We start from the raw sequence: 15,228 nt of genomic DNA, 5'->3' as shown, positions 1-15,228 counted from the left end.
CTTAAAAGATATTATACGAGGAGGATAAAAGTGAAAAAGCCAGCGTTCGCATGGGTGTACATTTTGTTAGTGATAGGCTTAACGGCTTGTCATACAGCTGATTCAAGCAACGACGGTGCTACGACCAAAAATTCTGATGATGTGAAGACCATCACGTTTGTGCATGAAGAATCTCCGGATAGCGTGCAAAATGATTATGCGGAAGCTTTTAAAGAGATGGTTGAAGATCGAACGAACGGAGAGGTCGTGGTTGAAGTATATCCGGTCGGTCAGCTCGGGGATGCCCCTGAACAGGCCGAACAGCTTCAGATGGGCGGGGTTGATCTCGCCATCGCCTCTCCCGGCAATACGGGGACAATTGTGCCGGAAAACCAACTATTCTTACTCCATCATCTATTTTCCGATGATATGGAGGTCAACCAAGAAGTCTTGAAAAACAGTGAAGCCTTGGATGAGCTGGCCCTTCTCTATGAGGAAAACAATATGAAAGTTCTTTCATTCTGGTCACAGGGATTTCAACAATGGACCTCTGATGAGGAAATTCGAAGGCCTGAGGATTTTGAAGGCCTGAGAATCCGAACCATGCCTTCCCCGTTACTTACGGATACGTACAACGCCTATGATGCGAATCCATCACCGCTTCCCTATGAAGAAGTGTATAGTTCTTTACAACTGAACATGATTGATGGACAAGAGAACCCCTATTTTGCCGTCGAAGAAATGAACTTTCAGGAAGTGCAGAATTATGTCATCGAATCCGAACACGCAATTTATGCGACTGCGACCGTGGCCAATCCTGAATTTTATGAAGGGCTATCCGATGAAGTACGTACAGTTGTCGATGAAACGATCAAAGAGTTACAAGGCCTTTCTGTAGAAATGCAGGAAGAACGTAACGAAGAGGCGTTAGAAACAATTTTGGAAAGCGATATCGAATTTGTGGAGTTGGATGATGAGGAAAAGGCCGCTTTTGAACAAGCGAGCGAACCTGTCATTGAAGAGTATAAAGAACAAGTAGGCAGCGATGGCGCGGAGATCATCGAGCAATTACAGGAAGAAATTGCAGAAGCAGAGGAAAAATACAAATGACTGCGGAGGTAGGAATAAGAATTCCTGCCTCCTTTATTTATCTAGGGGAAACTCAAGGCGAGAGGACGGCGTAGTATCTGCCCCTAGCACTCCTTTCATTAAGGAAAGGGCTTGAATGTTATTGCTTTTTTCATCTGAAGCTAAACAATCTTCAGGGACATATAATTCAAACCCCCTCATGTACGCATCATTAGCAGAGAAATGAATACATTTATCTCCAGCAACACCTGTGAGAATCAATCTTTTCACTCCCAGATATTCAAGCAGTAATTCTAATGGAGTTTCAAAGAAAGCTGAAAACTGTGGCTTAAGGACAAAATAATCATCGGCCTCCGGTAAAACTGTTTTCGACATCTCTTTTCCTTTCGATTGGGGGCTTGTACAAAACTCAACAATTTGCTGAAAATTACTTTGCCATCTTCCATAATTATCATTAATATAAATAACCGGAACACTCTGGTTCTTCGCTCTCGTTTTTAATCGTTGAGCTTGTATAGCTGCTTTTTCCCCGTGGGGGCGTAGTGCCTCTCCTTCTGGGAAATCTAAATTATTAATAAAATCAATGAGAAGTAAAGCTGTATCTGATTTCCGATGAATATGCGGGGGTGTTTCAGCCATATATCGATGCCTCCTTTGTTCATTCTTATTCCCACGATGGCTGCTATCCAATCATGAATGAAAACCATGAGATCTTGAGCGGAGTTCGTACCCCGCTTTACATCGTCTATTTTTTATATTCCATATTTTCACACTTTATCTACAGATCTGAATATGTTACATTTAGCTTAAACTTGAAGATAATTGTTTCAAAACGTCCCTCTTTTTTGTCAAACTATTTAAACATTACTCTTTAAAAAATGAATGGAAGGAGGAAATCAAATTGCTTATCTACACTAAGGCTCGTGAACTCTTGGAAAAAGACTTGATCGAACAAGAAAAAGCGGATCCAGTACAGGAGCAGGCGAAACAAGAGCGAAAGTCTAAAAAAATCAGGCGTTTCTTCCACATGATCAAGAAATAGCTAACTCTGGCAACTAAGGCGGATCCAGTATAATATGTCTCCCTTAACATCGTCGCATTCACTGACTCCGCTATTAACTATCCCTTCCCGCTACTAAATTCTGATTATTATGAACATCGCTTTTCTCCATCCAACCAAATTGAAGCAGATCCTCAACGGACCTGCTTCAGTTATGATATTTTGTGCTAATGATTATGTTATACTTTCATGATAGTGGAACAGCCGGTGTCTGTAAAGAGGAAACCAGCTGTTTTTTTACATTCATTATTCATCTCCTCTTCCCTGCGGAATGATATATTAGGAATGACTTTGGGGTTCGAGGAGACCATCGTTGTTTCCTAATGTCATGAAAGGATAAGGGCAAAAATTTATTGCTCCATTTGTCTTGCTAGAAAGCCGGCAGCTGTCTCTATAAGCATGCGCGCAACACTTTCCTCTGGCAGCTCCTCTTTACCGATCATGACGACGGCACCGATCGGATCCCCATTTGCAATGATGGGCGCGACAACGTAACCTTGCATTGCATCCCGGTGATCACTAACAAGATTATACTCACCATGTTGAAAATCTGCCATCGTCTGTCGTTTATCAATGGCAGACTCTACAACTTCACCAATACTTTTATTTGCATAATCTTTTTTGGAACCCCCAGATACAGCAATGTAGGAATCACGGTCCGCTACAAGAATTGGATGACCGAGACTATCATACAGCGCTTCAGCATACTCTTTTGCGAAATCACCAAGCTCCGAGATCGGTGAGTATTTCTTCAAAATAACTTCCCCATCCCGATCTACAAAAATCTCCAATGGATCTCCTTCACGGATTCTAAGCGTTCGCCTTATTTCTTTTGGGATAACAACTCGCCCTAAGTCATCAATACGACGGACAATACCAGTAGCTTTCATGCAGATGCCTCTCTTTCTTTGATGAGATATCTTTTCATTAACCATATCTACCTGCTGACTACTGTTATTATCCGTAACCAAAAAAGAACTATTCATCCATAATAAAATAATTTTTCCTAAGAACACCGAACGCAGGTAATTCCCGTTTTAAGAGGAAACTGTTTCGGACATATAATCTTTCCTTACTTCTGGAATTCGGCTAAGAATCCGTTCAAGCAACGACACATAAACGGCAGAAGATAATCGTTTTGCATGGATGATAAGTTTAATTTTCTCTCCTTCAGTTCCAACGACAACATCTCTTCCTAGTTCATTGACAAATTTAAAAAGCATTGCCCCATCGATGACGTTAGAGGTTTCTTCAGAAAGCATAATCGTACACTTCCCAGCGCTTTCTGAAATCGATTCTACTCCTTCTTGCAAGGCATATATTTTTACATTTGAAATCGAAAATAGCGCACGGACCTCATCTGGATATTCCCCGAAACGATCGATCATTTCGTCTTGCAAATCACTTAGATCATCAAATGTTTCAATCCCACGGAAACGTTTATACATTTCGATTTTTTGCTTAGCATCTTTAATATAATCCTCCGGAATATAGGCTTCGACTTTTATATCCAACTCAATATCAGACGCTTTACTTTCTGTTTCTTTCGTACCTTTACGTTGCTCAATGGCATCTTTAAGCATTTGTGAGTACATGTCAAAACCAACGGAATCAATATAGCCATGTTGTTCAGAACCCAATAAATTACCTGCACCGCGGATGGACAAATCACGCATGGCGATTTTAAATCCAGAGCCCAGTTCTGTGAATTCCTGGATCGCTTGCAAACGTTTCTCAGCAACTTCAGTGAGCACTTTATCCCGCTGATAAGAAAAATAGGCATAGGCGACCCGATTTGAACGCCCCACCCGGCCACGAATTTGATACAGCTGAGACAGTCCCATTTTATCGGCGTGATTAATAATTAACGTGTTTACATTCGGAATATCTACCCCTGATTCAATAATCGTAGTAGTCACCAGCACATCCTTATGTCCTTCAAGAAAATCAACCATCGTTGCTTCCAACTCACGCTCACTCATCTGTCCATGGGAATAGGCAACCCTTGCATCTGGTACGAGCATAGAAATTTGCTCAGACATCCGTTCAATGTTATCCACACGATTATGCAGGAAGAAAACCTGCCCACCTCGGCCTATTTCCCGTTCAATGGCTTCTTTGATGAGTGGCGCATTATACTCTAGAACATAGGTCTGTACAGGGAAACGATTTTCAGGCGGCGTTTCAATAAGGGACAGGTCACGCACCCCAAGCATAGACATGTGTAAAGTACGCGGGATCGGTGTTGCAGTTAGCGTGAGCACATCGATATTCGCCCGTAATTGTTTAATTTTTTCCTTATGTGTAACTCCAAAACGCTGTTCTTCATCAACGATTAATAAGCCAAGATCCTTGAACTGAACGTCTTTTGACAGCACACGGTGAGTGCCAATGACCATGTCAAGGCCTCCGGTCTTTAACGAGCGCAGGGCTTCTTGCTGCTGCTTGCGTGTACGAAAACGATTTAACAGTCCAATGTTGATAGGATGATCCCCAAACCGTTCGGAAAAGGTATCAAAATGTTGTTGGGCAAGGATCGTCGTTGGGACAAGAAGAGCCACCTGTTTTCCATCCATTATCGCCTTGAAAGCAGCTCGAATCGCAACTTCGGTTTTTCCATAGCCAACGTCACCGCAAAGCAGGCGATCCATAGGGCGTTCCCGCTCCATATCTTCTTTGATCTCTTCAATGGCCTTTAACTGATCTTCTGTTTCTTGATAAGGGAAGGCCGCTTCAAAGTCCCGTTGTTCCTGGGTATCTTCGGAAAAGGCATGACCTTTTGATGCCTCACGCTCCGCGTAAAGCTTAATTAAGTCATCAGCAATGTCTTCCACAGACGATTGCACTTTCCGTTTCACTTTTTTCCAATCTTGACCGCCAAGTTTATAGATTTTCGGATCTTTATCTTCAGAACCTACGTACTTTTGCACTTGATCGATCTGTTCCACAGGGACATATAATTTATCATTACCTGCATAGGAAATGTGTACATAATCTTGGTTAAGCCCATTCACCGAGAGTGTCTCGATGCCTAAATACTTCCCGATTCCATGATCCACATGTACCACGAGGTCTCCAACCTGAAGCTCCGAATAGCTTTTAATTCTTTCAGCATTCGATACATTTTGTTTGCGTCGTGTACGCGTCACTTTCTTGGTAAAAGTCTCGCGTTCCGTAATAACCGCCAGTTGATCGAAGGGGAGCTCGAAGCCATTGTGTAAATCGCCCTGCATGATATAAGCACGACCGGGCTGTATATCCGTATCGCGATTCACCCTTTCCGCATCCATATCATAATCCTGCAGAATATTTTTCAAACGCCGCCCCCGCTCTTCATCAGAGGTGATAAAAACCACGGCAAAGTTGCCTTTAACCCAACGATCCATCTCTCCTTGCAAGACAGGCATTTGTCCGTGGAATTGTTGCATAGCCTTGCAGTTCACATTGACGATGTTTTGAGGCTGTGTCCCAGGGACACTTCGTAAAAACAGAGAGAAATAAACGATAGGTTGACGAATTACTTTTAATACATCTTGAAAAGATTCAGACATCCTTATTCCTTGCGGTGCTTTTCCTTGCTCAAGTAATGTTGTCTGCCATTCTGCTTCTTCCCTGTCTAGGCGTTCTGCCGTCTCTTGAACGCGGCTAATCTCATCCACGAAGATGACCGTATCTTCGGGTAAATAGTCAATGAGCGTATGCGCTTTCCTATAAAAATAGGAGATATATTTGTATATCCCTTGAAATCGAATCTGCTCTTTAAGCTGATCACGCTCGTAAGACAAATTTCGCTGCAATTCATCTTTGAGCTCCACGTCTTTGGCTCCCTGAATGGTCTCGTCCATTTGAGCTTCTAATTTCTCTGCAGCTCGCTGCCAATGATGGTCAAACAGGACGGTTTCTTCTGCAGGCCCCAGCTGCACCGAATCAACCTCATCTAGTGATCGTTGATCGTCTGCATTGAAATACCTCATGGACTCCACTTCGGTATCAAAGAGATCAATGCGGATCGGATGCGCTTCAGTTAACGGATAAACATCAATAATACCACCACGTACACTGAATTCCCCGGGAGCAGAAACCATGTCCGCACGTGAATATCCCATCGAAGCTAACCGGTTCAGAAAATCTTCGACATGCAATTCATCTTGAGTACGGAGATAAATCTGGTTCTCCTCCCAAACTTCCTTAGGCGGCAACAAACGTCTAAGACCCGCAATGGGAACAATAACAACCCCTTGAAAATCAGAAAAAAGCGCATTCATCACTTCCATGCGCTGCGTTTTCATTTCTGGGCTGGCCACTGCTATTTCTGCAGAAATTAGCTCGTTCGCAGGGTATAAATAAATGTTCTCTTCCCCGAGTAAATCGCTTAAATCTTCTTGCCATTTTTGCGCTTGTAGTAAATTATAAGTAACGAGAATTTGCGGTTTTCGCCCTTCTTCATAAAAACCCGATAACAGTAACGTTTTCGAAGAGCCACTCATTCCCGTAAGCAATTGTTCATGCAGCCCATTTTCTAGGCCATCATCGATACTACGTATATGTTGATTCTTAATTAAAGTTTGTTCAATTGCCTTCATGAACGTTAATCCTCCCCTGCTCATCTTCTGTCCGTCCATTTTTCCGCAAATGCTTCTTTATTTTCAAACTATTCGAAACCCCTAGGCATCGTGTTTTCTTTTTCTTTCAACGACCGAAGAAGCTTTGGCAAGCCAAAGCTCGTTTCATTTAATGAATCCACCGTGTTTGTTCATGAAGCTCCGGATTCAAAGCTGTCGCCTCATGACAGGCATCACAAAGAATATCGACATGAACATGACCTGCCTGATCCACATGCATCATTTCTTCTTCGTCTTGCTTAGAGAGAAGCCCAAAGCCTAGGTCGCGATTTTTAGCCTCTGTCGTTGAGATTGTTCCCATATGTGAGCCACATTGCCTACATTGATAGTAAATCGCCATGCTTAACCCCTTTCCTTCCGTCTACACTTACAAGTAGTGTCCACGATTGAGAAAAAAGATATACATGGGATCAGAGGTAACCAAGCCTGGCTTCTCATTTAGTTATAGTGATTCATAACTTGATCAAAACTCGTTTCCATCCAGGCCGTACAGGCTTTAGTTACATGGAGACGGGCATTGTCCACCTCAGCCTTTTCCCCTTTGCTAAAACGATTAAGGACATGTGAGGTAACGGATTTTCCCTCCGGCGGGCGACCGATGCCGATACGAGCACGGTTAAACTCTTTTGTTCCTAAATGTTGTATGAGTGAACGGATACCGTTATGCCCTCCATGCCCGCCTGTTTTCCGAAACTTCGCCGTACCAACAGGCAAATCAAGATCATCATAAATGACCATGATTTGAGAGGGGGCGATCTTAAAATAACTAACCATGGATTGAACAGAATCACCTGAACGATTCATATATGTTAAAGGTTTTAGAAGCATTATACGCTCGCCGTTAACGATTATTTCACTATATTCACCGTGAAAATTTGTATTTTTCTTTAATTTGATGCCCAATTCTTTCGCAATATCATTCAGCGTCATAAACCCTATGTTATGACGGGTCTTCGCATACTTTAATCCGGGATTACCAAGACCAACAAGTAATTTCAATTTTTGAACCTCCTTTAGAGGAACCAAGTATCATTGCTATCCAGTTGAAAAAAGGCATAACCCTCAGGCTATGCCCTATCTCTTACAAAGATTAATCGTTTTTACTTTCCTCTTCATCGTCGTCGCTGTCGACAAGTTCAGGTTCTTGTTCTTCATCCTCTTCACCCGGTTCTTCTTCGGTTGTTGGAGGAAGAATCGCAACGACTGTCTCTTCATCTTCACTATGAAATTCAAATTTTGCACCTGATTTTAAGTCACCAACTGCAATCGAATCATTGATTCCAAGTTCAGAAATGTCAACGTCAATTTGTTCCGGAATGTCCTTAGGAAGTGCGCGAACAGATATGCTGTAGAGCATTTGAGAAAGGACACCGCCTTCTTTTTCACCAGGCGCATCTCCGACAAGATTAACGGAAACATCCACATCAAGTTCTGAAGTCATGTCCACTTCAAAAAAATCGATGTGGGTGATGTGCCCTTTAATAACATCTTGTTGCAAGTCATGGACCATAACTTGATGTTTTTTTCCATTGTCTACTGTCAAGTCAATAATTCCGTTCCGCCCCACTTGACGCAAGGTCTTTGTGAATTCAAGACCCGGCACAAAAACCGCTGTACTGGCAGTTTTCTTCCCGTAAAGTACGCCGGGAACAAACCCTTCTGCTCTTAGCTTACGCGTTTCGGAACGACGCAAGTCTTCTCTTGCGTTTGCTTGTAATGTTGCCATAATTTCACCTCATTCATCATTTTCACCAAAAAAACTATGAAATGCATGCGCTCATGCGTTATTTCAATATATCGTACGGATCCGTATATCCTACGCACTCTAATGAACAATTTTACCATTACACGTGCTTTTTTGCAACTTGCTAGTTAAACAGCGAACTAACAGAGGTTTGTTCATGAACCCGGATAATTGCTTGTGCCATTAGCGGCCCCACCGAAAGTTGAGTGATTTTCGGGATTTTCTTCTCTTCAGGAAGAGCAATCGTATTAGAGACAATCAATTCTTCAAGTTTCGAATCCTGAATCCGAGAAATAGCCGGACCTGAAAGTACAGGATGAGTACAAGAAGCATATACATGTGCCGCCCCTTGTTCCACGAGAGCATCTGCAGCTAATTGAAGTGTGCCTGCTGTATCGATAATGTCGTCAACAATAATGGCGGTCTTCCCTTCAATCTCCCCGACAATATTCATCACTTCTGCTACATTTGGACGCGGGCGTCGCTTATCAATAATTGCGATGGGCGCTTCAAGCCGCTCGGCCATTTGCCTTGCGCGGACAACCCCACCATGATCAGGTGAGACAATTACAACATCTTCCAGTTGTTTTTCGATAAAATAAGAAGAAAATAGCGGAGTTCCTATTAATTGATCCACTGGAATGTCAAAGAATCCCTGAATTTGCGATGCATGTAGATCAAGGGTTAACACCCTTGTAGCACCTGCGTTCTCCACTAAATTCGCCACGAGTTTAGATGTGATCGGTTCTCTGGAACGGGCCTTTCGATCTTGGCGGGCATAACCATAGTAAGGAATCACAACGTTGATAGACTTTGCTGAAGCACGTTTACAAGCATCAATCATAATAAGGAGTTCCATAATATGTTCGTTAGCTGGTTCGGATGTGGATTGGACAAGATAGACATCACAGCCGCGAATACTTTCTTCAATGTTTACTTGGATTTCACCGTCACTGAAGCGCTTCACGGAACTTTTGCCCAAATCAACTCCAACTTGACTACAAATCTCTTTTGCAAGATCAGGATTTGAATTCAGCGTAAATATTTTTAGTGATGAATCGTTATACGTGGGCATTTTGAAGTCTCCTTCACGTGTAATGAACTAAAAAATATGGAAAAACCTAAGAATTTATTTTTCCTTAAAATAGTCATTTTTATTCGTCTGTCTCGACCTTGCGATCGATAACGATTCTTTAGGTACATCTTCAGTAATCGTTGATCCCGCAGCGACAAATGCTTCTGCTCCTACCTTCACAGGCGCGATCAGATTCGCATTGCAACCGATAAAAGCACCATCCTCAATCGTCGTCAAATGCTTATCCTCTCCATCATAATTCACTGTAATGGCTCCGCAGCCAAGGTTTACATTTTCGCCAATCCAGGCATCGCCAATGTAACTTAAATGATTCGCTTTAGATCCTTTTCCAATCTCGGACTTCTTCACTTCAACAAAATTACCGACTTTTGCTTCAGCTGAAACAGTAGTTTCCGGTCGAATATGGGCAAAGGGTCCAATTTGCACTTGGTTTCCAACTTTACTTGCAGAAACGACTGAATGATGGATCGCACTCCCATCTCCAATCGTACTGTCGGTAATATCCGAATGAGGCCCGATTTCACACCCTTCACCAACCACTGTTTGTCCACGGATCATCGTACCCGGATAAAGGGTTGTATCAGCGCCTACTTCCGCATCCGCTGCTACATACGTGTGATCAGGATCGATCATTGTAACCCCTTGCTTCATCCAATAGTCATTTATACGTTTTTGCATCGCTTGTTCAGCACTCGCTAAAGCAACGCGATCATTTACGCCAAGCGCTTCTGAAGCATCGTGCGTTTCCCAGGCGGAGATTTTCTCCCCACGTTCTTTCAAGATTTCAATCACATCTGGCAAGTAATATTCTTGTTGGGCATTATCATTTTTGACTTCCTGAAGAGCAGAAAAAAGGGCTTCATTGTCAAAGCAGTATGTAGCTGTATTGATCTCAGAAATTCCCCTCTCTTTTGCACTAGCATCTTTATGTTCAACGATCTTTTCTACATCGCTTGTCCTTGAATCGCGAATGACACGTCCAAGTCCGGTTGGGTCCTCAACCCTCGCCGTTAGTACAGTAGCCTTTGCACCACTCACCTCATGATGATCGCTAAGCGCTTGCATTGTTGCAGCCGAGATCATGGGTGTATCCGCACTAATCACGAGAGTCACACCTTTTTTGTTTGCAAGCAAAGCTTCTGTTTGCTTCACAGCATGTCCCGTACCTAAGCGCTCTTGTTGCCAAACGAAATCGACATCAATTCCGAGAGACTCCTGCACCTCTTCCCCCCCATGGCCGATGACAACCGCTGTTTGTGCAAAACCAGCGCTTTGGACTTGCTCAACAACATGAGTAACCATCGGTTTTCCGCATACAGTGTGCAGCACCTTGGGTTGTTTGGATCTCATGCGTGTGCCTTGGCCTGCTGCGAGAATAACCGCATATCGTTCGTCCATCTAATGACCTCCAGCTCTGCTTATTCCATTCGAATATATCCTAAATATCGGTTGTTTTCAAGGATCACAAATCGTGAAGAAGACCCTGTACTTTTCCGTACAAGGCCTCAATTGAGCATATTCAAAAAGTTCGGGAAAAAATATTTCTTCAACAACTTGCAAACAAAGGCAGTTCAGCCAATCCTACGTCTCTTGCCCTACGCATGTTATGAAATTTGAAAGATTGGTTCCGTAACAACACGTTCGCGTTCATGACTCGGAGGCTTGTCTTCTTGGAAGACTCCAACCCCCCCTTTTGAACAAATCGTCTTTATGAAGCCCCCGCTTCCTCATATTCAATGTTATCACCTTGACGTTCGTACTCATCTAAAACCGCTATCTGGATTTTCTCACGTGTCTGAGACGAAATCGGGTGGGCAATGTCTCGAAATTCCCCGTCAGGGGTACGCTTACTTGGCATCGCGACAAATAACCCGTTATTCCCATCGATGACCCGAATGTCATGAACGACAAATTCCTGATCGAACGTAATGGAAGAAATGGCCCGCATACGACCAGATGTATTCACCCTGCGAAGTCTTACATCTGTGACTTCCATCTTTTCACCACCTTTTCTAATGTTAACGCTAAAAATGAGCTCTTGGCTACAAGGTTCCACATGAAACACCCAAAATCCTCTTTCCAACTATAAAAAATTTTCATAATGATGACTGAAAAGGTGAAAATCGATATCAGGCAAAGGTTCCTCTTTTATCACTAATGTCGCATAAATATAGTAAGAAATTTCAGTTATATCGTTTATAGATATCGAGCGAAAAAAGATAACCCTGAACAAAGGGTCGCCCTTCTTTGGATCTTTCTATCTTAATTAATGGAATCTAGTGACTTTCATATCACACCCAAACATCTAATTGCAATAACACTTCTTGTTTACTTTCCTCCTCCTTTTCAAATCGTACGACCCGCCAATTTGTTGCCAATGCACTTTCCAATGTTTGTAGAGTATCATCTTCCACTTTTAACCCTTTAATTTCGCCTGCTTCTTCTCGGTAGGAACCCCTTCTTGAAAACCAAATTTCTCCGTTAACCATGTTTTTAAACCGTCTAGGGTGTTAAATTTCATTTGATACCCTTGCTCGATCGCCCTCACTAACTCTTCATTATGCCTTTTGGCATAGGTGAATAGCTCATCGTAATTAAAGTATTCTGCACTTTTAGCGTTTAAAAAAGATACATCTTCTTCTGCAAAAGCCTGTTGTAATTCTAACTCAGATAGCCCCTGGCGACGGGCATGCTCAATAAGGCTCGCACTTGTTTGTGAAATAAGTGGTTGATTGGCCATACAGAACCCTCCAATAACAAAAGTGTACTATAGTGTGTTCAAAAAAAGGACACAAAGAACCGAGATAGGACGAGGAGATGTAGCTTCGATCCACCGGATTATCCATGAGGAGCCTTAGAAGCAAGACGATTAAGAAATACGAAAGCTAATTTTTTCCCGGGCTTTTTAAATAACATATCTCGATTGAATGCAGAAAAACCACCCTAAGGTGGTCTTCTTACTCATTTACAAGTGCGATCACTTCTATTTCAATTTGCACATCTTTAGGCAGCCGCGCTACCTCAACACAGGAGCGGGCAGGTTGATGCTCACTAAAGTAGCTGCCATATACTTCGTTAATAATCGGAAAATCGTCCATATTCTTGATAAAAATCGTTGTTTTGACGACGGATTCCATGGAAGCGCCCGCTTCTTTGACAACAGCTTGTACATTTTTAAGCACTTGATTGGTTTGTTCACGAATCCCACCAGCGACAATTTCCATATTCGGTGTAAGTGGAATTTGACCTGAACTATAGAACAGATTGTTGACGATCATCCCTTGAGAATATGGCCCAATGGCTTCAGGCGCTTGATTTGTGTAGATGGTTTCCATGCTATTTCATCTCCCATTTGCAATGTTAATCAGCCAGGTGTTCTCTATAATTCCCAGGCTGAGCCTTAATTTCTCTCGTTTTTTCATTTACCTCTGCAATGCGGACTAAGGAAATATATTCATCAATCAGCCGTTCCGGATGTTGAGCTTCGACAAGGACAGCAATACCGACGAGATGAGCATCGACTTCGGTTAATAAATCGCTCATTCCCCGTGCTGTCCCTCCACCTTTCATAAAATCATCAACGATTAAAACGTCGGCTCCTTCCGGGATACTTCGGCGCGCAAGCGACATTTTTTGTATCCGTTTCGAAGAACCAGATACGTAATTGATACTGACCACGGAGCCTTCAGTTACCCGATGATCACGGCGAACAATGCTTACGGGTACATCAAGATAGGTAGCAATAGCATAGGCAAAAGGAATTCCCTTCGTCGCAATCGTCATCACCGCATCTATGTTTTGCCCCCGGTACATCCCGGCAAACAAACGTCCAATATCGTTCATCATCCCTGGGTTTCCAAGGATATCCATCATGTATAAATAACCGCCGGGTAGTAGTCGATCAGGTTCCTCCAAGCGTTCGCAAAGTTGTTCGACAAGTTCATTTCCTTCTTCGAAAGGAACCGCGGGTTCATACCTTACACCTCCGCTCGCGCCCGGGAGTGTCGTTAAGTAGCCCATTTTTTCATTTTCAAATATTTCCTTAACGATCGTCAAATCTTCGCTTATGGACGATTTTGCTGAAGCATAACGATCTGCGAAAAAATTGAGGGACACTAATTGATGGGGATGCTGAAGTAAAAAATAGGTCATATCCACGAGACGACCGCTTCGTTTTAATTTCTTTTTCATGTACACCCTCCCTCATTCCAAAAGCCGAGTATATACAGGGGCATAGCCTATATGCACATGAGCACAATCACTCATGCCCCTGACATTACACATTCTTAAACACGAATATTTATAGAAAATATACCATTTTCATCCGGCTTTTATCAAGTCAGGTCGTCAATAAGCGCACAGCGTATACATCTTCACAGAAACCACGCAAACCGTTGTAGACACGATTGACCTGACTTTCGTGCTTCACGAGACCAAATACGGTTGGCCCACTTCCACTCATCAGTGCTGCATCAACACCTGATTCTAGCATCCGTTGCTTAATGCGGCGGACTTCAGGGTAAAGGGCTAAAGTTACTTGTTCCAAGTCATTGTGAAGGTGCCGGCAAATCTGTCCGTAATCCCATGCATAGATGGCATTCTCAATACGAGATGAATAGGACTCGTTACGCTCCGGGACAGAAACCTGACGGTAAATGTCGCCTGTAGAAACCCCGATCGGAGGCTTTGCCAATACGACCCAACATGGAGGAGGTACAGGTAGCCTTTCAATTTTCTCTCCTCGGCCAACCGCTTTAGCAGTCCCACCGTGAACACAAAAAGCAACGTCCGAGCCGATTTCTGCACCAATGCTCGCTAACGTTTCTTTCGAAAGAGAGAGTTCCCACATCGCATTTAAAGCACGTAACACTGTGGCCGCATCACTGCTTCCTCCCGCAAGACCAGCTGCGACCGGAATATTTTTTTGTATAGTTATCGTTACCCCAGCTCTTATTCTGTATCTATCCTTGAGTTTTTGAGCTGCTTGAAACGCTAAATTACGATTATCCAGCGGAAGAAATCCTTCAGACATCTCAACCACAATTTTCTCGTCGCTCCTACCTGTCAAGTCGATACGATCGGCAAGGTCGACTTCGGTCATGATCATTTCAACTTCATGATAACCATCCGAACGCTTCGCGAGTACGTCCAAGGACAGGTTTATCTTCGCTGGGGCTTTTAGTGAACACTTCAACGTTCATTCTCCTCTTTTTCGCTGTTAATCCGTATTGAAACGATATCGATCATTTCTAACTGTTAGCCCCATTTTAGTCGAAAAAAGCTTAACTGTACAGTTACTGATAAGGAAACCAAGTCAAAAACCCGAAGCTAGTATGCTCCGGGTTAAGGCACGACATTTACTGTTGGTTTTTGTCCGCCATATTTCTTTCGGCCATCTCAACTGCGTGTTTCACCATGTTACCAGCGTCACGGGACTTTATACCGCCCCATCCTTCTTTGGTAACGGTATCATAAAAACCGAGCTCTTTCGCAATTTCTTCTTTTAAGGCATCGGACATTATACCGCGTTTCCGACTCAACGGAACCATCCCCCTGCTTTAAATGTGCCGTGCTTCTATAGACAATGTTCAAAAAGTCTAGGAAAACTTTCTCGAAAAAGAAAAACACTCTTTCCCCG

The 15,228-nt window shown here is 43.0% G+C and carries 17 protein-coding genes; 2 read left to right on the top strand and 15 right to left on the bottom strand.

The window, feature by feature from the left end:
- The first annotated feature begins 30 nt into the window (after positions 1 to 30).
- Positions 31 to 1,089 (top strand): DctP family TRAP transporter solute-binding subunit, encoded by a 1,059-nt coding sequence (locus tag HNR44_RS17260; protein WP_184405865.1) that lies wholly within the window; start codon positions 31 to 33, stop codon positions 1,087 to 1,089.
- Positions 1,090 to 1,122: 33 nt separating this feature from the next.
- Here the strand turns inward: HNR44_RS17260 and HNR44_RS17255 are convergent, their stop codons facing one another.
- Positions 1,123 to 1,707, bottom strand: a complete 585-nt coding sequence (locus tag HNR44_RS17255; RefSeq protein ID WP_184405863.1) for a cysteine hydrolase family protein — start codon at positions 1,705 to 1,707, stop codon at positions 1,123 to 1,125.
- 262 nt (positions 1,708 to 1,969) lie between these two features.
- Between HNR44_RS17255 and HNR44_RS17250 the strand changes: the two genes are divergently transcribed.
- Entirely contained in the window at positions 1,970 to 2,110 is a 141-nt protein-coding gene (locus HNR44_RS17250; RefSeq protein ID WP_184405861.1) for a hypothetical protein, read from the top strand.
- 368 nt (positions 2,111 to 2,478) lie between these two features.
- Here the strand turns inward: HNR44_RS17250 and spoVT are convergent, their stop codons facing one another.
- The 14 genes from spoVT to HNR44_RS17185 form a co-directional block, all read right to left on the bottom strand.
- A complete protein-coding gene (spoVT, locus tag HNR44_RS17245; protein WP_221434346.1) occupies positions 2,479 to 3,018 on the bottom strand; it encodes a stage V sporulation protein T in 540 nt (179 codons plus the stop codon).
- Between the two features lie 147 nt (positions 3,019 to 3,165).
- Positions 3,166 to 6,711 carry a transcription-repair coupling factor gene (gene mfd, locus HNR44_RS17240; RefSeq protein WP_184405859.1) on the bottom strand — a complete coding sequence of 1,182 codons (3,546 nt, stop codon included), beginning with the start codon at positions 6,709 to 6,711 and terminating at the stop codon, positions 3,166 to 3,168.
- A 148-nt stretch (positions 6,712 to 6,859) separates the two neighbouring features.
- A complete protein-coding gene (locus tag HNR44_RS17235; RefSeq protein WP_281381451.1) occupies positions 6,860 to 7,090 on the bottom strand; it encodes an anti-sigma-F factor Fin in 231 nt (76 codons plus the stop codon).
- 98 nt (positions 7,091 to 7,188) lie between these two features.
- Positions 7,189 to 7,749 (bottom strand): aminoacyl-tRNA hydrolase, encoded by a 561-nt coding sequence (gene pth / locus HNR44_RS17230; RefSeq protein WP_184405855.1) that lies wholly within the window; start codon positions 7,747 to 7,749, stop codon positions 7,189 to 7,191.
- A gap of 91 nt (positions 7,750 to 7,840) precedes the next feature.
- Positions 7,841 to 8,476, bottom strand: a complete 636-nt coding sequence (locus HNR44_RS17225) for a 50S ribosomal protein L25/general stress protein Ctc (protein ID WP_221434345.1) — start codon at positions 8,474 to 8,476, stop codon at positions 7,841 to 7,843.
- 142 nt (positions 8,477 to 8,618) lie between these two features.
- Positions 8,619 to 9,569, bottom strand: coding sequence for a ribose-phosphate diphosphokinase (locus tag HNR44_RS17220; RefSeq protein ID WP_184405852.1), 951 nt, complete (start codon positions 9,567 to 9,569; stop codon positions 8,619 to 8,621).
- A gap of 54 nt (positions 9,570 to 9,623) precedes the next feature.
- On the bottom strand, positions 9,624 to 10,988 hold the full coding sequence (glmU, locus tag HNR44_RS17215; RefSeq protein WP_184405850.1) for a bifunctional UDP-N-acetylglucosamine diphosphorylase/glucosamine-1-phosphate N-acetyltransferase GlmU: 1,365 nt from the start codon (positions 10,986 to 10,988) through the stop codon (positions 9,624 to 9,626).
- Between the two features lie 310 nt (positions 10,989 to 11,298).
- Entirely contained in the window at positions 11,299 to 11,586 is a 288-nt protein-coding gene (gene spoVG / locus HNR44_RS17210; protein WP_184405848.1) for a septation regulator SpoVG, read from the bottom strand.
- A 295-nt stretch (positions 11,587 to 11,881) separates the two neighbouring features.
- The gene (locus HNR44_RS17905; protein ID WP_281381450.1) at positions 11,882 to 12,004 is read right to left on the bottom strand and encodes a hypothetical protein; all 123 of its coding nucleotides are present in this window, start codon (positions 12,002 to 12,004) and stop codon (positions 11,882 to 11,884) included.
- 2 nt (positions 12,005 to 12,006) lie between these two features.
- On the bottom strand, positions 12,007 to 12,330 hold the full coding sequence (locus HNR44_RS17205; RefSeq protein ID WP_184405846.1) for a hypothetical protein: 324 nt from the start codon (positions 12,328 to 12,330) through the stop codon (positions 12,007 to 12,009).
- Between the two features lie 217 nt (positions 12,331 to 12,547).
- Complete coding sequence (locus tag HNR44_RS17200; RefSeq protein ID WP_184405844.1) at positions 12,548 to 12,925, bottom strand: RidA family protein; 378 nt, start codon at positions 12,923 to 12,925, stop codon at positions 12,548 to 12,550.
- Positions 12,926 to 12,950: 25 nt separating this feature from the next.
- Positions 12,951 to 13,781 (bottom strand): pur operon repressor, encoded by an 831-nt coding sequence (gene purR / locus HNR44_RS17195; protein ID WP_184405842.1) that lies wholly within the window; start codon positions 13,779 to 13,781, stop codon positions 12,951 to 12,953.
- A 148-nt stretch (positions 13,782 to 13,929) separates the two neighbouring features.
- Entirely contained in the window at positions 13,930 to 14,784 is an 855-nt protein-coding gene (ispE, locus tag HNR44_RS17190; RefSeq protein WP_184405840.1) for a 4-(cytidine 5'-diphospho)-2-C-methyl-D-erythritol kinase, read from the bottom strand.
- 163 nt (positions 14,785 to 14,947) lie between these two features.
- The gene (locus tag HNR44_RS17185; RefSeq protein ID WP_184405838.1) at positions 14,948 to 15,130 is read right to left on the bottom strand and encodes a small, acid-soluble spore protein, alpha/beta type; all 183 of its coding nucleotides are present in this window, start codon (positions 15,128 to 15,130) and stop codon (positions 14,948 to 14,950) included.
- Positions 15,131 to 15,228 lie beyond the last annotated feature (98 nt).

Origin of the sequence: Geomicrobium halophilum (assembly GCF_014207655.1) — a bacterium.
In the GTDB taxonomy this organism is placed as follows: domain Bacteria; phylum Bacillota; class Bacilli; order Bacillales; family Marinococcaceae; genus Geomicrobium; species Geomicrobium halophilum.
Note: the sequence above shows the minus strand (reverse complement) of the source record. Positions and strands in the feature narration are given on the sequence as shown.